Genomic DNA, 19,552 nt, shown 5'->3' with positions numbered 1-19,552 from the left:
AGGTCGTCGCTACTGAGCACCCTGGGGACTGACCGCTTAGGCCGACAACGTGCTGGCCAATCTGACCGAGCGAATGGCCGTTGCACCTGGAAGCGGCCATTGAGGCCGTGCCCAGACGACCGGCTGTTGTGGGTCGGGTGCCGCCGATCGCCGTCCTTTCCACTCCGCCGTAAAATAGCTTCGCCTGTGACAGCGGAGAGTACAAGGCGCTATGAAAATCCGTACGCGGTTCGTCACCGCAATATTGGCGGTGCTCGTCGCCATCGCGGTGCTCTTTATCCCGTTGCCGCAGCGAATTGGGCTCGACACGCGCATCATTTCGGTTGCGTCGATACAACGCCCTCCCACGGTCGTGTTCGACTATGTCACGACGCCGGCTCACTGGCCAATCTGGCATCCGTCGTCGCTCGCGGTCAGCGGTTCGGTGGAACATTCGCTCGATGTGGGCGAGCAGGTAACGGAGGAATTCAGGGTGGCGGGCAGGCGTGGCCGAGTTGTGTGGACAGTCGCGGCACGTGTGCGTCCGAGCAAGTGGGTGATAGCAGGAAAGATTGACGGCAGATCGGCCGGCACCGTCACTTATTCGCTGACATCGACTGTGAGCGGAACCCGTTTCGAACGTGAATTCACCTATCGCGCGCCGTCGTTGTGGTTCGCGATATTGAACTGGTCCGTGCTGCGCGCGCGGATTCAATCTGAATCGGATACGGCAGTCTTGCGACTTAAGAGCCTTGTGGAAGCGTCACCGCAGCATTAGCAACGTCGCTCGGCTGGCGTTGTGACTTGGCGTTTTCACGACCAGACTGAATCCTTGGGTACAAGTCTGCTAGCGGCCATTCGTGAGGGCAATCGAAGCGCAAGAGGGTGCCATATGCGGAACCGGGTCAGAGTCAGCGCGCGGCCATGAGGTCGTTCGCCATTGCCACGATTTGGACATTTGAGTGTCCGTTCACACCGGTTGAATCCGCTATTCATTGGAAAGTCCGCTTCGGATCGCGGGCCTAGACCGCTCGCGCGGCAGGGGCTCCGATAGACGGTGGCGCAATGGAGAGGAAACCGACTCTGTCTTCATGTCGACGGGCGGGGAAATCCGCCTCGTCTTCCATAGTGGGAAGCATTGACGGCCACATGTCGCCGAGATCGGTGGGGGCAGGCGGTGAGCAGAACTTCCTAGCGCCAATCGTCGAGGACGAAGTCGTTAGGGCGGCTGTAGGCAGGCTCGTTAGGCCGATGCATGGTCACCACCTGCATTTGGCTGCGGAAACCGCGTGCCATCATCTGGCGATAGGCTTGCTCGCGCCCGGTATTGACCCCAACCAGGACCCTCGCCATCCCCAATGCGATGGCGAGCGCGCCGGCGGCGTCGAGCAGCACGCCGAACCGATCGGAGGCACCCGGGCCGGGGCGCACCGCGCCGAATTTGATGAAGAGACAATCGGCACCGGCCTCGCTCGCCGGTCCCCAATGGCAAACCGCGAAGCCGCCCAGCTGGCCCGAACGCTCCCATAACAGCAGGGCGTCGCCGAGGCCGCGCGCGGCGACGGTGCGGATCTCAGCGGAGAGATCGAGGCCGTCGAGGATCTCGTCGCTGAGCGCGCGGCTCGCTTCTTCCGCCGCCCGCCGCTCGCCGGCCGCGAGCGCCGTATAGCGCGCGTCCTGCGGCAGCGGGCCGGACGCCGCCGCCGGCGCCGCCATGATCGCGGTGAGAAAGCGCGGATAGAAGCCGAACTTCTGATAGAGCCAAATGTGTTTCGTGCTTTGGGCGAACGTGCACAGGCCGGCATGGCGCGTGCCCCAGTCCGCGAATTGTTCCGAGACCGCTGCGACCAGCGGCTGGGCGATGCCCTTGTCCCACAGATCAGGGCGAACCGAGAGTGGGCCGAAAAAGCCGACACTGCCCCAGTTGGTGGCGAAGTTGACGCCGGCGAGCGTGCCGTCGTGGTCGGCAGCGAAGGCGGCAGTATGCTCGCATCCGAAGCGGCCATAGACGTAGTCGAAATCGGTCCAGAAACTATCGGGATCGGCGACGCCGAAGAAGGTACCGAAGGCGCGCCGCACGATGCGCTGCCCCTCCGGCAGGTCGCGCTCTTCAAGTGGACGAACGTTGAGCATGTTGGCAATCCCCCGTCCTCGGCCATAACCTGCAACGATCGTAGCATACGGTCGGGTCCTCGCGAATAGGCGGGGCGGAGGTCTGTTGAGGTTTACGGGCGGCCCCGTCAGGCCGAGGTTGGCCCAAGAGCGGTCGGTCGACATCGACGTCCGGAACGTTGGCAATCGATGCGCACCCGTATTCGGATGGAGCGTTCCCATGCGAATTCTCGTTGCTGTCCTGCTCTCGCTGGTCAGCGAGCTTTGCTGTTACTGCCTACGATGTACATATCGTTCTTAAAGCGTTTTGGGCCGAAGAGTCGCAGCCCCAATTCATCTTGGCAGAGTGACAGAGCGACCTTGGCGGTGGCAACGAGGTCCACCTCGTCCAACGCGACGACGATTAGGGCAATCGTTTGGAGACAGCCATGCATTTCGACTACCAACAATTCCACATCGACGCGTCACCTCTTGATGAAGGCGGCCGCTATTACGCTCGCGCAAAGATCTACCGGCGCGCCTCGGCGAGTGGCGATGCCGTCGAGGTAAAGTATTCGGGCGACCTCGGCGATTACCCCTCCGACGCGGATGCTATTGAGGCGGCGCAGCGTTGGGCGATTCAGTGGTGCGACGAGAACTCCGCTTAGGCTTCACTATCCAGGTCCAGGCTGTCCCGGAGTATTCGCCGCACCCACCAGACATCCAGTTCGGGGGCACGCGTCAGGCGAGAGCGATACGTGCAGCAAGGGCTGACAACGGCCCTCACGACTGGTCCTGCTGAACCCCGGCAAAAGAAGCGGCGCATAATGCACACATCCCTTTGTCAGGACGATGGAGGTAGATGTGACAACTTTTGCTATCGACGCTGTTCGCATCAACCCGACGAACGACAGGTTTACCCATGTGCGTTGGGCTCCCGTCGATCCGTCGACGCGTGAATGGCTGTCCCCCCCTGCGATTGTGGAGGTGGCCGAAGTCGTCGCCGCGATCCGTCGGGGCGATGTTGTTTGGTCCCTTTTTACGCTTGGTGGCACACGGTATCTCGGGCCAAAAATTGTGTCTGTCTCTCACACCGACGGACACGCCGGGATCGACACGGATGCCCCTGGCGATCATGTCGAAAAATGCATTGACGATTTGCCGCACCTTTGACGGCATACCTTTGAGGCCGTCGGCGATCGGACTGTGAAAGGTCTGGACGGGTCGGTAAGACTCGTTGATGGACAGAGACAGCTGACATTCGCCGACGCCAGTTTGTAAAAGTCAGCAAAGCGATACGCGACAGCCGCACCAATTTGATCGGCGAACGTCGGCTCAGGCCGATGACCCACCGGTAGCCTTTCCGCGACGAAAGTCCGCTTCACTCTTCAAAGAGCCATTGATGCTTCGACATGCCGGAAGTCGGCTCTGGGTCGGCAAGACTCATCCATCCATGACTTAGCTGACATTCACCGGCACCGGGTTGCGAAGGTCAGCAAAGCGACCTGCTGCCGCCGCACGCTGCCCGATCGGCAACCGACCGCTATGGCCGAATGGACTAAACCGCTCGCGCGGTAGGGGGCTGCGGCCCGTCTCTGGCGGCGAATGGGAGGCCAGTGGCGCCGGCGCTTATGTTGGTGGTTGAGGCAATCCGCCTCGTCCTCCAGCAGGAGCCCCATCATGACCTCCTCCGATCCGGGCATCAGCCCGCTGCGCCGCCGTATGCTTGAGGACTTGCGCATGCGCAAGTTCGCACCCAAGACCCAGGCCGCCTACCTACGTGCCGTACGTCAGTTCGCCCGATACCTCGGGCGTTTACCCGATACCGCCACTGTCGAGGACCTCCGGGACTACCAGCTGCATCTGGTCGATCACGGCGCGTCGCCGGTGTCGCTGAACGCCGCGATCAGCGGTCTGAAGTTCTTCTTCGAAGTCACGCTCGGCCGGCCTGAGCTGATGGCGCGGATGCAGCCGGTACGCGTGCCTCGCACGCTCCCGGTTGTGCTCAGCCCCGAGGAGGTGCGCCGGCTCATCGCGGCAGCCGGAAACCTCAAGCATCAGACCGCGCTGTCGGTCGCCTATGGCGCCGGGCTGCGTGCGAGCGAAGTGGTCGCCCTCAGGGTCAGCGACATCGACAGCCAGCGCATGACCCTGCGCATCGAGCAGGGCAAGGGCCGCCGTGACCGCTACGCGATGCTCTCGCCGGTCCTGCTCGAACGTCTGCGCGTCTGGTGGCGCGTTGCCCGTGCCCAGGGCTGCATGCTCGATGGCGGGTGGCTCTTTCCGGGCCTCGATCCGATCGACCCGCTCAGCACGCGGCAACTGACCCGCGCCATCCATGCGGCCGCCGAGACCGCAAACATCGACAAGCGCGTATCCATGCACACGCTGAGGCATTCCTTTGCCACGCACCTGCTGGAACAGAAGGAGGATATCCGCGTGATCCAGGTGCTCCTTGGACACAGGCAGATCGAGACCACCACGCTCTATACCCAGGTTGCCACTGACCTCCTGCGCAAGGTGGTCAGTCCGCTGGACCGCCTGCCCGCCGGCTAGCCCGGCCGCACGCGGAGCACCCCGTGCTGGAGGTCGCGGATATCTTCCGCGCCTGCGGGCCGGCGTGGCGGCGCACGGTAGCGCTGAGCCTGGGGCAGCTGAAGGTCATGTCGGCCATCGAACAGTGCCGCAGTGCGGCACTCGGGGGGCATGTGCTGCGCTGCGCCGGCTGCGACCGCATCGAGGTTGCCTACAACTCCTGCCGCAACCGTCATTGCCCCAAGTGCCAGGGCAGTGCTGCGCATCGCTGGCTCCAGGCACGCCAGGCCGATCTGCTTCCGGTCGGGTACTACCATGTCGTCTTCACGCTGCCCGCGCCCATCAGTGCCATCGCCTGGTACAACAAGGCCGTCATCTACGGGCTGCTGTTCGATATCGCCGCCGAAACGCTACGCACCATTGCCGCTGATCCGAAGCACCTCGGCGCCCAGATCGGCGCGACGCTCGTGCTGCACACCTGGGGCTCGGCACTCACGCATCATCCGCACGTACACGGTATCGTCCCCGGTGGTGGGCTGTCGCCCGATGGTCAGCGGTGGATCGGATGCCGGCCCGGCTTCTTCCTGCCGGTACGTGTGCTATCGCGCCTGTTCCGCAGGCGCTTGCTCGAAGCGCTCACGGACGCGCACCGGCACGGCCACCTGCAGTTCTTCGGCCAGTACGCTGAACTTGCCGACCCAGCTGTCTTTGACGTGTGGCTTGCGCCGCTGCGTGCCTGCGAATGGGTCGTCTACGCAAAGCGTCCCTTTGCAGGACCCGAAGCAGTGCTCGCGTACCTGTCGCGCTATACGCACCGCGTCGCGATCTCCAGCCAGCGCCTGCTTGCATTCGATGAACGCGGCGTGACCTTCCGCTGGAAGGACTACCGTGCGAAGGGGCACACCCGCTACAAGACCATGACCCTCGAAGCCGGCGAGTTCATGCGCCGCTTCCTGCTCCATGTGCTGCCCGGTGGCTTCCATCGTATCCGTCACTACGGACTGCTCGCCAACCCGGTGCGCCGCGCCAGTCTCGCGAAGGTCCGCGAACTGCTGCACGTCGCGACCGACGTCAACACATCAGCTCACGAAACCGTCATCGAAACGCGCCCCGCCTTCATCTGCCGGCACTGCGGCGCGCCGATGATCGTCATCGATATCCTTGCGCGCATTGCACCGATCCGCGCACCACCCACGCGCCGGGGCGAGATATGAGCGCCACTGTTCCAGGACGAACAACCCGACCCTCGGCTTTGCGGCAACGCGGCCCACGAGCAGACCTTTGCGTCTGTCGCTTCGCACAGGCCCTTGCACGTCCGTTCCGCCATCACGATGGCGCCACTGCACCGCTTCGGCACAACCTCAGCCCTCAACCGGCCTCCCGCCTGACCACGCATCCCGCAACACCGCTCGCCATCCCGGGCAATCAATCGCCATAGCCCCGAAGACTCCATTGCATCAGAGCACTCCGCGGTTTCCTCCCTTCAGGTTTATTCAACGCCTGCCCGCACGCGCCGGCGCGCACCCCGAGTCCACGGACATGGGCAGGCATCGAACAAACCTCAAGAAGTGTACGCGACGGTTATCAGGCAGGTCTTCTGGAGAACCAGCCATGCGGATGACGGCTTTGAGTATAAGGGGCCGGATTCACCCGATGAGAGGTGCGCCAAAAAGCGGGGCGCACGAGCCGGGACGCAGCATTGTTTCGCACGGCTAGCGTCGGTCGCGCTCGATTTCAGTCTGTTCTGGGCTGCTTCATACGGACCAACCCCGCGCCTCGTCGCATCGCTCGGAAAATATCGAGGGTACAAGGCAGGGAGATACTCTCCGTACCATAACTTAGACGCCCCCATCCTGACGACACGCCTGAATATGAGCGGTGGCGACCGCGCGCTAAACTGGGTGTGTGCTATCGAAAAGTTCGGTGGGTCGAGCGCAAGACGATGAAATTCACCCGAATGATGGTCGGCCTCGCCGTCGCGTACCTGACCGTGTTAGCCGGAGTCGCCATCTTGCAGGATCGTTTTCTCTACTTCCCTCAGAAGGCCGCAATCGAGGAGGTCACCTCCGATGGACTGCGCGCCTGGCCGACACCTGAGGCGTTCAGGGGCCTCGTGGCGGAGCCGGCCGGCTCCGCGCGCGCCACGGTCATCGTCTTTCATGGCAACGCGGGGCATGCCGGACACCGCTCATTCTATGCCGCAGCGCTCACCCGGCTCGGGCTGCGCGTGATTCTCGCCGAATATCCAGGCTACGGGCCGCGCACCGGTGCATTAGGCGAAGCGAGTCTGGTCGACGATTCTCAACAAACCATCGCGCTCGCACATCGCCTCTATGGAGCGCCGCTGCTGCTCATCGGCGAATCGCTCGGGGGCGGCGTGGTGGCCGCGGCCGGCTCGCGTGAACGCGACAAGATCGCCGGTTTAATGCTGATCACGCCATGGGATCGGCTCGAGCACGTCGCCGCTTACCACTATCCGTGGCTGCCCGTGAAGTGGCTGCTGCGCGACCAATACGACAGCGTGACCCATCTGGCGTCGTTCGGCCGCCCGGTTCTCGTCGTGGTTGCTGAACGCGACAGCATAGTCCCCCCGCGCTTCGGCGAAGCGCTCTACAACTCGCTGGCCGAACCGAGACAACTGATGGTGGTGAAGGCGGCTGACCATAACGACTGGATTGGCCACGTCGACGAAACCTGGTGGCGGGAGGCGACCGACTTCCTTCTCACGCCTTCGCATTGAAATATGAAGACGCCACCGGTCTCGTTTAGCTCGGAGCGCATCTATGTTCTCGATGCGAAGAACAGGCCTGTCGAGGTGTTCGACCACGGCGCGTGGTCGCGCTGGATGACGGAAAACGAACTGGTCTTCCGCCGCACACTGCTGGACGACTACGGTGTAACGGTCACGACCCGCTTCCGTGGTGTGTCCAAACCGAAAACCGGGGAGGCCTTGCTGTTCGTGACGCGCGTCGCCGGAATGCAGGCGCAAGACAACAGGAGCTACGGAGCACGTACGCTCGATGAGGCGCTGGAGCAGCATGAGCGCATCGTGCAGAAAATCCTCAGGATAATGACAGAGCGGTGACCATCACAGCACGACGATTCTGCGGAGCCATAGCCCCAGGAAGTCGCCAGATGGATCTGGTGCAAACGGCGCAAGCGAATCGGTTAGAGTGTCCTGCTGAACGAATAGAGAGCCGTCGTGGCGTGTCGATGAAACGTAGCTGAAGATCCGCGGCAGGTGGGTGTAGCTCTGCCGGGCGGTGGATCGGGCCGGCCAGACAGTTGACTTCATGCTACGTGCAAAGCGCGACGTGAAGGCGGCCAAAGCCTTTTTCAGGAAAGCTCTCAAACATCAGGGCAAGCCGCCGAAGACCATCTCGCTGGATGGCTATGCCGCCTCACACGCGCGCGAACGGACGAACCGCCCAGCTGAGCCGCTTACTGAGAACGAGAGCCGGTCGACAGCGCACCTCAATCCCACCGCTCGTCACGCACCTGAACGACGCCCGCCTCGATCCGCACCGGAAACGCCACCACGTCCTCATATGCCGGCGGCGCCAGCACCTTTCCGGTCCTGATGCAAAATCGTGCACCGTGGCGCGGACAGACGACCACGTCGCCTTCCACCACACCGCCAGTCAGGATGCCGCCGTCGTGCGGGCAGACATCCTCGATTGCATAACAGGTGCCGTCGACGTTGAACACAGCAACCTGCGCGCCATCGACCTCGACGCTGCGAACAGACCCGGCCGGAAAATCCCCGATCGCAGCGACATCGACCCAGTCGGACATGTCAAAGCATCCCCAATTGCAGGCGCGCCGCATCCGACATCCGGTCTCTCGACCACGGCGGATCCCACACCAGTTCAACGTGCACGTCGTTCACTCCGCTCGCCGAGAACACCGCATCCTCCACCGTCGCCGGGAAGGTCTGCGCGACCGGACAGCCGGGCGCGGTCAGCGTCATGCGGATCCCAACGCGGCCTTCGGCTTCATCCACGTCAAGACCATAAACAAGCCCCAAATCGTAGATGTTGACCGGAATCTCCGGGTCGAACACGGTGCGCAGTGCATCGATCACGCGTTCTTCAAGACCTTCTGTTGTCGTGCCACTCCCGGGTTGTGCGGCCTCGGCGCGCTTCAGCCAGTCGAATGTGCTCATCGTCTGCCTCACTCTGTCGAAACGGGGCGATGCGCGTCGTGCAGCGCGGCGTGGAGCGTATGCCAGGCCAGCGTCGCGCACTTCACACGCTCGGGAAATTCACGTACACCGGACAGCACCGCCAGCTTGCCCATCTCCGGCGCGGCTGTCGCCTGCCCTGCAGCGGGTGTTGTCACCATGTCGTGAAAGCGCCCGAACAGCGCTTCGGCCTCTGCTTCCGTTTTGCCTTTCAGCGCCTCGGTCATCAGCGACGCTGATGCCGTCGCAATTGCACAGCCCGCGCCTTCGAAACTCGCTTCTTTGACGATGCCGTCCTCGATTCGCAGATAAAGCGTAATCCGGTCGCCGCACAGCGGGTTAAAGCCCTCAGCCGTGTGATTGGCGCCGGACAGTCCATGACAGTTACGCGGCCGCCGGTAGTGGTCGAAGATGACTTCCTGATACAGATCGCGCAGATCGCTCATTTTCCGAATATCTCCCTGACCTTTCCGAGACCTTCGATCAGCGCGTCGATATCCTGGTGCGTGTTGTAGAGGGCGAGCGACGCGCGTACGGTCGCCGGTACGCCGAAGCGCTGCATCACCGGCATCGCGCAATGATGGCCCGCACGCACCGCGATGCCGTGATGATCGAGAATCGTGCCGACATCATGGGCATGCACGCCGTCGAGCACGAACGACAGAATGCCTGCCTTGTCGCGTGCGCTACCGATAAAACGCAAGCCCGGTATCACCCGCAGGGCGCCCGTCGCATAGGCGAGCAGTTCGTTCTCGTGCGCGGCGATGACTTCCATGCCGATGCTGTCGACATAGTCGAGCGCCGCGCCCAGCGCAATCGCGCCGGCAATGTTCGGCGTACCCGCTTCGAACTTCCACGGAATCGCGTTGTATTCCGTTTTCTCGAACGTTACCGATCGGATCATGTCGCCGCCGCCCTGCCATGGCGGCATCGCTTCAAGCAGTGCGGCCTTGGCGTATAGCACGCCAATGCCAGTCGGCCCGTACACCTTATGCCCGGACAACGCGTAGAAATCGCAATCTATCGCGCGGACGTCGACCGGCAGATGCGTGATTGCCTGTGCACCATCCAGCAGCACCGGCACGCCCCGCGCGTGTGCCGCTGCAACGATGCGCTCCACCGGATTGATGCTGCCGAGCGCGTTGGCCAGATGAGTCATCGCGACCAGCCGCGTACGTTCACTCAACAAACGCTCGTACGCGTCGGCATCGAGCGCGCCCATATCGTCGATCGGCACGACTTTCAGCGCCGCGCCCGTCTGCTCGCAGACGAGCTGCCACGGCACAATGTTCGAATGGTGCTCCATCGCGCTAATCAGGATTTCGTCGCCGGGCTTGATCTGCGGCCGAGCATAACTCTGGGCGACGAGATTGATCGCTTCGGTCGTGCCACGCACGAACACGATCTCCTCCGGACGCTGCGCATTGATGAAGCGTGCAATCTTCGCGCGTGCGGCCTCGAATGAATCGGTCGCGCGCTGCGACAGCAGATGCACGCCGCGGTGCACATTCGCGTTGCTATGCCGGTAGTAAGCGTTTTCCGCGTAGATGACCGAGGCAGGCTTTTGCGTCGTGGCGCCATTGTCGAGATAGACCAATGGCCGGCCATGCACGCGCTCGCCCAGAATCGGAAAATCGGCTCGCCAGTGCTCGACATTGCGCGGATCGGGCGTCTGCATCTGTTCGATCGGCTTCATAGCAGCTCCCTGATGCGCTCGCCTTCCGGGGTGCGCGCGAACAGCAGGTTTTCGAGCCGGCCACGCAGCGAATCGATGCGCACACCTTCGACTATGTCGCGCGCAAATGCGTATGTCAGTAGCGCCCGTGCCATGCGCTCTTCGACACCTCGTGCACGTAAATAGAACAGCTGGTTGTCGTCCAGTTGACCGACCGTCGCGCCGTGTGTGCATTTCACGTCGTCGGCGTAGATCTCGAGTTGCGGCTTCGTGTCGATTTCCGCATCGCGTGACAGCAGCAGGTTGTGATTCGCCTGATGCGTGTCCGTTTGCTGTGCATCGCGATGCACGATGACGCGCCCGTTGAACACGCCGCGCGCTGCGCCGTCGAGCACCCCGCGGTAATGTTCGCGACTCGTGCCATGCGGCTCTGTGTGATCGATGCGCGTGTGGTGATCGACGTGCTGCCGGCCCCCGACGAAATAGAGACCGTTCAACGTCGCTTGCGCGTTCGCGGCGTTCAGGCTTGTGCCGATACCAGTGCGCGACAGCGCGGCGCCGAACGCGAACGCATGTGAGGTAAAACAGCTGCCCCGTTGCTGCGCAGCGGCGACCGACGCGATATGAAAAGCCTTCGGGCCCTCTTGCTGCAACCGGTAGTGCTGCACGTCCGCCTGCTCGTCTGCGACGATGCGGGTAACCGCATTGGTCCAGTACGCGTCGCCGCTCAGCCCTACAAAATGCTCGACGATCGTGCAGCCCGAGCGTGCTCCTGCAAGCACGACGTTGAACGGCTGCACCGCAAGACCCGCTTCGTCGGTCAGGAACAGGATCTGCAGCGGTTGATCGATGACCTCGCCAGGCGGCAGCACGATGGCAAACCCATCCGTCATAAACGCCGTATTTAGCGCGGCAAAGCCATCTGAATACGCCTGCGAGGCGAATGCCGATTCCAGTTGTTGTGGCATTTCTCTCAACGCCCGGGTGAGCGAGCCCACAAATACCCCGTGTGGCAAACCATTCAGTTTCGACGGCCCCGGCACGTGCCGACCGTTGACAAAGACCAGTCGATGCGCGGCAGGGTCCAGCTTGAGTTCATCGATGACGCGCCGCACGTCGCTATCGTCCGTGCGTTGTGCCTTGAAATGCCAGGGACGCTTGCCAATCGCCGACACGTTCGTGTATTTCCAGTCCTCGTGCCGCGTGGTCGGCAAACCCAGCGCGTCGAACTGGTCGAACGCGCTTCGGCGCGCGGCACGCAGCCATGGAAACTCAGCGCCGGGCAACGTCTTCGCGAGTTGCCCAAACTGATGGAAATAGTCGAGAGATTCGTTTTTCATGGATGCCCCGCACTTTCCTGGCTTGCTGTATTTTCTGGTTGCACCGCTTCATCGTCGATCCAACCATAGCCTTTACGCTCCAGCTCCAGCGCCAGTTCACGGGACCCCGACTTCACGATCCGGCCATTCGCCAGCACATGCACGCGATCCGGCACGACGTAGTCCAATAGCCGCTGATAGTGCGTCACGAGCACGATCGCCCGTTCTGGACTGCGCATGCTGTTGACGCCCTGCGCGACAATCTGCAATGCGTCGATGTCGAGTCCGGAATCCGTTTCGTCGAGAATGGCGAGCCGGGGCTCCAGCACGACCATCTGCAGAATCTCGTTGCGTTTCTTCTCTCCGCCGGAAAACCCTTCGTTCACGGCGCGATACAGCAGACTCTCGTCCATCCGCATCAGCGTCATCCTCTCCTTGACCCGTTGCAGAAACTCCATCGCATCGAACTCCGGCTCGCCACGATACCGCCGCTGCGCATTCAGCGCCGCCTTCAGCAGATAAACGTTGCTCACGCCGGGTATCTCGACGGGATACTGGAACGCGAGAAACAGTCCTTGGTGTGCGCGCTCCTCGGGTGCGAGCGCCAGCAGGTCGCGGCCGAGATACGAGACCTCGCCGCCCGTGACAGCAAAGTCCTCGCGCCCGGCCAGCACCTGGGCAAGCGTGCTCTTGCCCGAGCCGTTCGGACCCATGATCGCGTGCACCTCGCCGGCCCGTACATCCAGATCGATGCCACGCAGAATTTTCTTGCCGTCGACTTCGACCTGCAGATTGCTGATTTCAAGCATGATCCGAATCCCTCGCGAATCGCTGTGGGTTATCCCACGGCGCCTTCCAGGCTGACGCCGAGCAGCTTTTGTGCCTCGACTGCAAACTCCATCGGCAGTTCCTTGAAGACCTCCTTGCAGAAGCCGTTCACGATCATCGACACCGCATCTTCCGGCGACAACCCACGCTGCCGGCAATAGAACAACTGGTCTTCGCCGATGCGCGATGTCGATGCTTCGTGTTCGACCTTCGCGGTCGGGTTCTTGACCTCGATGTAGGGGAATGTGTGAGCGCTGCAACGGTTTCCGAGCAAAAGCGAATCGCACTGCGTGTAGTTGCGCGCGCCTTCCGCCGCACGGCCGACCTTCACGAGGCCGCGATACGCGTTCTTTCCGCGGCCCGCCGAAATGCCTTTCGACAGAATCGTGCTGCGCGTATTGCGGCCGACGTGAACCATCTTCGTCCCGGTATCGGCCTGTTGATAGTGGTTGGTCAGTGCCACCGAATAGAATTCACCGACCGAGTTATCGCCCTGCAGGATCACGCTCGGATACTTCCACGTAATCGCCGAACCGGTTTCCACCTGAGTCCATGAAATCTTCGAATTGGCCTCGCGGCAGTCGCCACGTTTGGTCACGAAGTTGTAGATGCCGCCCTTGCCCGACGCATCGCCCGGATACCAGTTCTGCACGGTCGAATAGCGGATCTGTGCACCTTCCAGCGCGACCAGTTCGACCACAGCGGCATGCAGTTGGTTTTCGTCGCGCATCGGCGCGGTGCAGCCTTCCAGATAGCTCACGTACGCGCCTTTGTCCGCGACGATCAGCGTGCGCTCGAACTGCCCGGTGTTCTGGGCGTTGATACGAAAGTAGGTCGATAGTTCCATCGGGCAGCGCACGTCCGGCGGGATGTAGCAGAACGACCCATCGCTGAACACGGCGGAATTGAGCGCAGCGAAGAAATTGTCGGTGTGCGGCACGACCGAGCCGAGATACTTTCGCACCAGTTCAGGATGATGCTGTACGGCATCCGAGAACGAACAGAACACAATGCCGAGTTCCGCCAGCTTTTCGCGGAACGTAGTCGCTACCGACACGCTGTCGAATACCGCATCCACCGCTACGCCCGCCAGCAGTTCGCGCTCCCTCAGCGGCACACCCAGCTTTTCGTAGGTACGCAGCAGTTCCGGATCGACTTCATCGAGACTCTTCGGACGATTCTTCTGCGTCATCGGCGCGGAATAATAGATTATGTTCTGGTAATCGATCGCCGGGTGTTCGACCGTCGCCCAATGCGGCTCGGTCATCGTGAGCCAGTGGCGATAGGCCGCGAGTCGCCATTCGAGCATGAACGCCGGCTCGTCTTTCTTCACCGAAATGAGCCGGACCACATCCTCGCTCAGCCCGCGCGGAAGCGCATCGGCCTGCAGATCAGTCACGAAACCGTGCTGGTATTCGCGTCTGATCAGTTCATCGAAACCGGTTGCGGATGCGCTCATGTGTGGCCTCGGTCAATCGACTTGCGCGCAGGCGTCGCGCCCGCGCGGTGGGTGGAGATACTACGCGCGCGGATCGCGCTGATATCGACTGCGCGCAAGGTGGGGCCCGCCATGTCCGCCAGCGTGACCTGCTGCAACGCTTCGTAAATCAGGCGATTGACCTTCTGCCAGTTGGCGCGCACCGCGCACGCCGCCTCCTGGATACACAGGCCTGGCGTAGTGCTGCATTCGGTCATCCCGATCGGGCCGTCGACGACGGCGATCACCTCCGCCAGCGTGATCCGCGCGGGCGGCCGCGGCAGCAGGTAGCCGCCGTTTGTGCCGCGCAGCGACTCCACGACACCACCGCGCGTCAGGACTTTCAGCACCTTTGACACCGTTGGCCCCGCGACGCCGGTCGCCGCAGCAATGCTGCTTGCGCTGTGGACGGCATCGGGATCGCGCGCCATCGCAGTCATGATCACCGTGCCGTAATCGGCAAGTTTGCTCATGCGCAACATCGGAACATCTCCCGTTTTAATCAGGACCCTATTGGTCCAGATTACATCGAAACGAAAACCGCACGTTTGGAGTGAGCGACACTGTCCTGTGTGGGGATTCCTGGCGACGTCGCGAATCGCTTTCCGTTTCGGGAGAAGTATTTCGCGAACGGCCCAACGCCGATTCCATTCTAGACCTGTATATATAACCTTGTCAGTGTATTGGTCTTCGTGACGGACCGCTCTGGTGAGCCACGCTCCATCGACTGCGAATACCCACTCGCCCGACGAGACATCAATTGTTTGATATCCAGAATATCGAAAACTGATTTAAAAGCCGGAATCCGCGTGAAGGATGCGCGATGTGCATCGCCTATCTCGGGAGAGGCCCGCCGCATAGTACTTTGGGCTGTTGTGGCATCCGGACCCAGTGGGGCTACTGCCCGATCTTTCTGGTGATTGTGGTTGTGTGGAGTGTTGAGCAGGTGCGCGGACTGAATGTCGAACGCGCCCATTGCCCTCGGCCTACGTGTTCAGCGCATACATGGAAGCCCGGAATCCACGGTCACCGTTGCCAGTTGTCGCTGTCGGATGAATAATCCCCCGTCAAGATACGGACGTTTACGTGCGCTAACGATGACGGCCCCTTTCGTCCGTGCCTGCATGAGATTGATCTTCAAGGTGTACAGGCAATTAACAATTTTGCGCCGACAAATTCTGATTATTTCATTTTCAGAAAAAGTATTTTACAAAGTAGGCGTTTACCCATGATAGACACCTCCTGTTCCAAAGGATAGGTGTCCACGAAAGCGGGTCAACTCGAGAAGGTCACATTCGGGTAGGTTTGGGTGCGACTTCTGTCCTTGCAATACACGATCTTTGACTTTTCAGGATGCATCGTCAGCCCACACTCCGTCAGCGAGAGCCGCTCGATCGTTAGCGGCTCCTGCAAATGCGCACGGATGTATTCCTCCACCCGTCGTACATAAAGCGGCGCAAGCGATCTGCGCTCGCGCGTCATGCCGCTTCGTACGCTGTTCGGCTGACCGTAGATAAGCACGTTCAGTAGTGTCGACTCGAACTGCTCAAATGCGAGTGGATTGCGCAGCGGATGCGCCTCCGTACTCATGATTTCCGCGAGCATCGGCAGCAACTGCATCAGGCACACCCCTGTGCCGACGTCAGTGCGAATCCTGGCTCGAATTCGATTGCCCACGCGCCGCGTCGCCGAAATGACGCTGTGCATGACGCTCGAGCACATCGCGCTCGATACGCAGGATGGCCTGCGGGCAAGCTTCGCCCCACCGCATGCGCAGCGCCAGCGCGGGCGACACCAGCGAGCCGGCGAGCGTCCATATTGAAGTGGACCTGCGCGTAGGCGAACTCGTACAGTTTGCGCTGCTCGTCGGAAGGGCGGCCGTCACCGATCAATGCTCGCCTCGCATCCATCCCGCTGCATAGGGTATCTACCGAACATTTCATGCTTGCGTTGTCAGGATACCTGATATCAAATACGGAACTATCGCGACGGACAGGCGCGTCTTCCAGGACGCGCTTTATTTTGTTCTTTATATCAGTCAGCCTGATATTGCATCAACGGTGATCGGCGCCAGCATCCCCGTCATGCTCATCGCTGCAATCGCCTGAAACCGAAGATCCCTCAACCGCAGTTCAACAAAAAAACATACAACTGGTCTGGAGACATCACCATGCAATTGAAGTCGACTCACGTTCTCATGTTCGGTGCGCTATGCGCGCTGAGCACTGGAGCCTTTGCGCAATCGAGCGTCACGTTGTATGGCATCGTGGACACGGGGATCGAGTATGTCTCGCACGCGAACGCGAAGGGCGACAGCGTCTTTCGCATGCCATCCGTTACCGGAGAGTTCCCATCACGCTGGGGGCTGCGCGGCAACGAAGATCTAGGCGGCGGCTACAGCGCTGTCTTCACGCTCGAAAGCGGCTTTAACGTGCGCGACGGCAGTTCTGGACAGGGCGGGAGGCTGTTTGGACGCCAGGCATTCGTTGGCATGAAAAGCCCGTATGGAACGCTCGCGTTCGGCCGTCAGTACACGATGACCTATCTTGCGGTTCAGGGCGCCGACATCATCGGTCCGGACATTTACGGCATGGGCTCCCTGGATGCCTATGTGCCCAACGCACGCGCCGACAACTCCATCACCTATCTTGGCTCGTACAAGGGCTTTACGCTGGGCGCGGGCTATTCATTCGGACGGGACGCGGCGGGTACCGGCAACTCGCCGGGACAAGGAACCTGTACCGGCTCGGTTCCAGGCCACGCCACGGAATGCCGCGACTGGTCCGCAATGCTCAAGTACGACTCTCAATATTTCGGCGCGGCTGCGTCGTACGAGGAGCAACGCGGCGGCGCGACCGCAGCCGCCAACTTCTTCGACGGAATTGCGCCGACACCTCTCATCAACGCCGCGGACAAGGACGCCCGTACCCAACTGAGCGCCTATGCGCAGTACGCAGGCGCGAAGATCGGCGCAGGTTGGATTGGACGCCGCGTAGTGACCCAGTCGCCGACAGTACCGAATATCCGTTCGGATCTGTTCTTCCTCGGCGCTTCGTACATGGTCACGCCTGCGTTCCTCCTCGATGGCGAAGTGTTTCGGATCATCAATAGCGACCACGATACCCGCGCCACGATGGGAACGTTACGCACCACCTATCTTCTGAGCAAGCGTTCGTCGGTCTATGCGCAGGCTGCGTATCTCGCGAACAGCGCGAAGGCGCGCTATTCGGTCAGCGGTGGCGGCGGTGGGACCACACCAGGCGCGGGCATGGGTCAAACGGGCGTGATGGTCGGCATTAAACACATGTTCTGATAGGGGGCGAGAATGAAACGAACTTCAATTGCTATGTGCGTAGCGGCAGTGTCCGCGATGCTGGCGGCCTGCGGCGGCGGTTCCGACTCGCTCTCCACCAATGCGACACAATTGCCTCGGCTTTCCGCAGCACAACCCGCGACGCTGTCAGGAAACTGCAGCGCGCTCGCCGCCAGGTTGACGTTTGCGGCCACGACGTTCACGTCCGTTACCGACGTGCCGGCCGGAACGCTCACGGTGGCGGGAAAGTCCGTGCCCGAACATTGCGTGATCGAAGGGAAAATGAATCAACGCACGAGCGCCGTTGACGGCCAAACTTATGCGATTGGTTTTGAAATGCGGCTACCCCTCGCGTGGAATGGTCGCTTTTTCTATCAGGCCAACGGTGGTCTCGACGGTAATGTGACATCGGCGACGGGGGTGCTCAGTGGCGGGGGTCCGCTGAACAACGCGCTAAACATGGGCTTCGCCGTGATCAGTTCGGATGCAGGTCATTCCGGGTCGCAAAACCCGCTGTTTGGTCTCGATCCCCAGGCGCGCCTCGATTATGGCTATAACGCCGTTGCTACGCTCACGCCAATGGCCAGGCAGGTGATCAAGTTGGCCTATGGCAAGGGCCCCGACCGCAGCTACTTCGAAGGTTGCTCGAACGGCGGCCGTCATGCGATGGTGGCGGCAGCCAGGTCTTTCGCGGATTACGACGGCATCATTGCCGGCGACCCCGGCTTTCATTTGCCAAAGGCGGCGATCGGGCAGATGTGGAGCGCACAACAGCTAGCTACCGTCGCGACCGCCAAAACGTCGGCCGGAATTGCCGATATCACCACCGGCTTGACGACTGCTGAAAGGCAGCTCATCGCGTCGAAGATCATCGCGAAGTGCGATTCGCTGGATGGTGTAGCGGACGGGATGGTGCAAGACATCAAAGCGTGCCAGGCGAACTTCGACCTGGCCACGGACGTACCGACATGTTCGAGCAATGGGCGCGACGGCACCTGTCTTACGGTGGCTCAAAAGCAAGCCGTTGGAAATATTTTTTCTGGGGCGAAAAATAGCGCTGGCACTGCGCTCTATGCGAGCTTTCCGTATGACGTCGGTGTCAACGGATCAGGCTGGGCCGCGTGGAAGCAAGGCAATTCGATCAGCCTTGACCCGGCCGCGGCGGCCTTCGTATTTACGTCGCCGCCGCAGAGCGCTTCGCTGCTCAGCTCCATCGGCGCCTACGCTCTGAACTTCAACATGGACAGTGACGCGCCGAAGATCTTCGCAACGAGCGGTGTCTATGCCGAAACTTCGTGGTCATTCATGACCCCGCCGAACGAGACTGATTTGAGCGGTCTGAGGAGCCGGGGCGCGAAGTTGATCGTCTATCACGGGACGAGCGATCCAGTGTTCTCGTCGAACGATACGACCGACTGGTATCAGCGCTTGTCCACGGCTAGTGGCGGTGACGCGAGCAATTTCGCCCGGCTCTTCACGGTAGCAGGGATGAACCACTGCAGCGGCGGTCCGACGGCCGATCAGTTCGACATGCTGACGCCTATGGTGGCATGGGTCGAGCAAGGGCAAGCGCCGAACCGGGTCATCGCAACGGCTCGCGACACGACCAACGCGATACCGAATAGCGAGGTGCCGACTAGCTGGGGTGCCGGGCGCACGCGTCCGCTCTGCGCGTATCCGAAGGTGGCCCGCTATACCAGCGGAGACGTGAACTCGGCAAGCAGTTTCACTTGCAGCTAAGCCACTGACCGTGCAAGGGGGGCGAAGATGTGAACGCTCCCCCACTACGCCGAGGAAACGTTAGGCCCCCTCACCGCCCGCGATCGCTTTGAGCCGCCGATAAAGCGTGCGCTCGCTCAATCCCAGCTGCGCGGCGAGCTCACGCCCACCGCCAGCGAATCCTGACCACGGCCGGAAGCCCTGTCGCGGACCGCCTGCGGCAAGTGTTCGGCGCGGATCACGCCACCGTCGGCGAGCAGGTTGGCGCGCTCGAGTACGTTGCGCAATTCGCGGATATTGCCGGGCCACGCATAGGCGCGCAACTGCGCCATCGCATCCGTGGAAATCGACGCTTTATGCGACGATCCGGCGCGCGCCGACGCAATGCGCTGCAGGATCGAATCCGCGAGCAGCGCGATGTCGTCGACACGCT

18 protein-coding genes and 3 pseudogenes are annotated in these 19,552 nt (G+C 61.6%); 10 read left to right on the top strand and 11 right to left on the bottom strand.

Annotation, left to right across the window (positions count from 1 at the left end; translation table 11 throughout):
- Nucleotides 1-211 precede the first annotated feature (211 nt).
- Nucleotides 212-757 carry an SRPBCC family protein gene (locus tag OKW30_RS00105; protein ID WP_184073252.1) on the top strand — a complete coding sequence of 182 codons (546 nt, stop codon included), beginning with the start codon at nt 212-214 and terminating at the stop codon, nt 755-757.
- 413 nt (nt 758-1,170) lie between these two features.
- On the opposite strand, the gene OKW30_RS00100 is transcribed toward OKW30_RS00105, so the two are convergent.
- Complete coding sequence (locus OKW30_RS00100) at nt 1,171-2,112, bottom strand: GNAT family N-acetyltransferase (protein ID WP_429345669.1); 942 nt, start codon at nt 2,110-2,112, stop codon at nt 1,171-1,173.
- Between the two features lie 407 nt (nt 2,113-2,519).
- Here OKW30_RS00100 and OKW30_RS00095 point away from each other — a divergent pair, with 407 nt between their 5' ends.
- From OKW30_RS00095 to OKW30_RS00065, 7 genes and pseudogenes are all read left to right on the top strand, one after another.
- A complete protein-coding gene (locus tag OKW30_RS00095) occupies nt 2,520-2,738 on the top strand; it encodes a hypothetical protein (protein WP_090811471.1) in 219 nt (72 codons plus the stop codon).
- A gap of 196 nt (nt 2,739-2,934) precedes the next feature.
- Complete coding sequence (locus tag OKW30_RS00090; RefSeq protein WP_184073248.1) at nt 2,935-3,243, top strand: hypothetical protein; 309 nt, start codon at nt 2,935-2,937, stop codon at nt 3,241-3,243.
- A gap of 507 nt (nt 3,244-3,750) precedes the next feature.
- A complete protein-coding gene (locus OKW30_RS00085) occupies nt 3,751-4,626 on the top strand; it encodes a tyrosine-type recombinase/integrase (protein ID WP_184062687.1) in 876 nt (291 codons plus the stop codon).
- 23 nt (nt 4,627-4,649) lie between these two features.
- Nucleotides 4,650-5,819: an IS91 family transposase gene (locus tag OKW30_RS00080; RefSeq protein ID WP_429345668.1), complete on the top strand. Its 1,170-nt coding sequence runs from the start codon at nt 4,650-4,652 to the stop codon at nt 5,817-5,819.
- A 728-nt stretch (nt 5,820-6,547) separates the two neighbouring features.
- Nucleotides 6,548-7,345 (top strand): alpha/beta hydrolase, encoded by a 798-nt coding sequence (locus OKW30_RS00075; RefSeq protein WP_429346082.1) that lies wholly within the window; start codon nt 6,548-6,550, stop codon nt 7,343-7,345.
- Nucleotides 7,346-7,348: 3 nt separating this feature from the next.
- Nucleotides 7,349-7,690 carry a hypothetical protein gene (locus OKW30_RS00070; RefSeq protein ID WP_429345667.1) on the top strand — a complete coding sequence of 114 codons (342 nt, stop codon included), beginning with the start codon at nt 7,349-7,351 and terminating at the stop codon, nt 7,688-7,690.
- A 115-nt stretch (nt 7,691-7,805) separates the two neighbouring features.
- A pseudogene (locus tag OKW30_RS00065) lies at nt 7,806-8,019 on the top strand (DDE-type integrase/transposase/recombinase); the annotation flags it as partial.
- Between the two features lie 60 nt (nt 8,020-8,079).
- On the opposite strand, the gene nirD reads toward OKW30_RS00065, so the two are convergent.
- From nirD to OKW30_RS00020, 9 genes and pseudogenes are all read right to left on the bottom strand, one after another.
- Nucleotides 8,080-8,400: a nitrite reductase small subunit NirD gene (gene nirD, locus OKW30_RS00060; RefSeq protein ID WP_090811477.1), complete on the bottom strand. Its 321-nt coding sequence runs from the start codon at nt 8,398-8,400 to the stop codon at nt 8,080-8,082.
- Between the two features lies 1 nt (nt 8,401).
- Nucleotides 8,402-8,770, bottom strand: a complete 369-nt coding sequence (locus OKW30_RS00055; protein ID WP_090811480.1) for an SUF system Fe-S cluster assembly protein — start codon at nt 8,768-8,770, stop codon at nt 8,402-8,404.
- Nucleotides 8,771-8,778: 8 nt separating this feature from the next.
- A complete protein-coding gene (gene sufU, locus OKW30_RS00050) occupies nt 8,779-9,234 on the bottom strand; it encodes a Fe-S cluster assembly sulfur transfer protein SufU (RefSeq protein WP_184073242.1) in 456 nt (151 codons plus the stop codon).
- Nucleotides 9,231-10,484, bottom strand: coding sequence for a cysteine desulfurase (locus OKW30_RS00045; RefSeq protein ID WP_311540527.1), 1,254 nt, complete (start codon nt 10,482-10,484; stop codon nt 9,231-9,233). The genes sufU and OKW30_RS00045 overlap by 4 nt, the downstream gene beginning before the upstream one ends.
- Nucleotides 10,481-11,803: a Fe-S cluster assembly protein SufD gene (gene sufD / locus OKW30_RS00040; protein WP_429345666.1), complete on the bottom strand. Its 1,323-nt coding sequence runs from the start codon at nt 11,801-11,803 to the stop codon at nt 10,481-10,483. Before sufD ends, OKW30_RS00045 begins: the two co-directional genes overlap by 4 nt.
- A complete protein-coding gene (sufC, locus tag OKW30_RS00035; protein WP_184058733.1) occupies nt 11,800-12,591 on the bottom strand; it encodes a Fe-S cluster assembly ATPase SufC in 792 nt (263 codons plus the stop codon). Before sufC ends, sufD begins: the two co-directional genes overlap by 4 nt.
- A 29-nt stretch (nt 12,592-12,620) precedes the next feature.
- Nucleotides 12,621-14,069 (bottom strand): Fe-S cluster assembly protein SufB, encoded by a 1,449-nt coding sequence (gene sufB / locus OKW30_RS00030; RefSeq protein WP_429345665.1) that lies wholly within the window; start codon nt 14,067-14,069, stop codon nt 12,621-12,623.
- Nucleotides 14,066-14,569: an SUF system Fe-S cluster assembly regulator gene (locus OKW30_RS00025; protein WP_187615791.1), complete on the bottom strand. Its 504-nt coding sequence runs from the start codon at nt 14,567-14,569 to the stop codon at nt 14,066-14,068. The genes sufB and OKW30_RS00025 overlap by 4 nt, the downstream gene beginning before the upstream one ends.
- Nucleotides 14,570-15,467: 898 nt before the next feature.
- Nucleotides 15,468-15,888, bottom strand: a pseudogene (locus OKW30_RS00020) (AraC family transcriptional regulator); the annotation flags it as partial.
- A gap of 369 nt (nt 15,889-16,257) precedes the next feature.
- Here OKW30_RS00020 and OKW30_RS00015 point away from each other — a divergent pair.
- Nucleotides 16,258-17,400, top strand: coding sequence for a porin (locus OKW30_RS00015; RefSeq protein WP_184058736.1), 1,143 nt, complete (start codon nt 16,258-16,260; stop codon nt 17,398-17,400).
- A 12-nt stretch (nt 17,401-17,412) separates the two neighbouring features.
- Nucleotides 17,413-19,140, top strand: coding sequence for a tannase/feruloyl esterase family alpha/beta hydrolase (locus OKW30_RS00010; RefSeq protein ID WP_429345664.1), 1,728 nt, complete (start codon nt 17,413-17,415; stop codon nt 19,138-19,140).
- Nucleotides 19,141-19,200: 60 nt separating this feature from the next.
- On the opposite strand, the pseudogene OKW30_RS00005 reads toward OKW30_RS00010, so the two are convergent.
- Nucleotides 19,201-19,552, bottom strand: a pseudogene (locus tag OKW30_RS00005) (AAA family ATPase); the annotation flags it as partial.

The sequence above is a fragment of the Paraburkholderia sp. Clong3 genome (assembly GCF_050436485.1).
Lineage (GTDB): Bacteria > Pseudomonadota > Gammaproteobacteria > Burkholderiales > Burkholderiaceae > Paraburkholderia > Paraburkholderia tuberum.
Note: the sequence above shows the minus strand (reverse complement) of the source record. Positions and strands in the feature narration are given on the sequence as shown.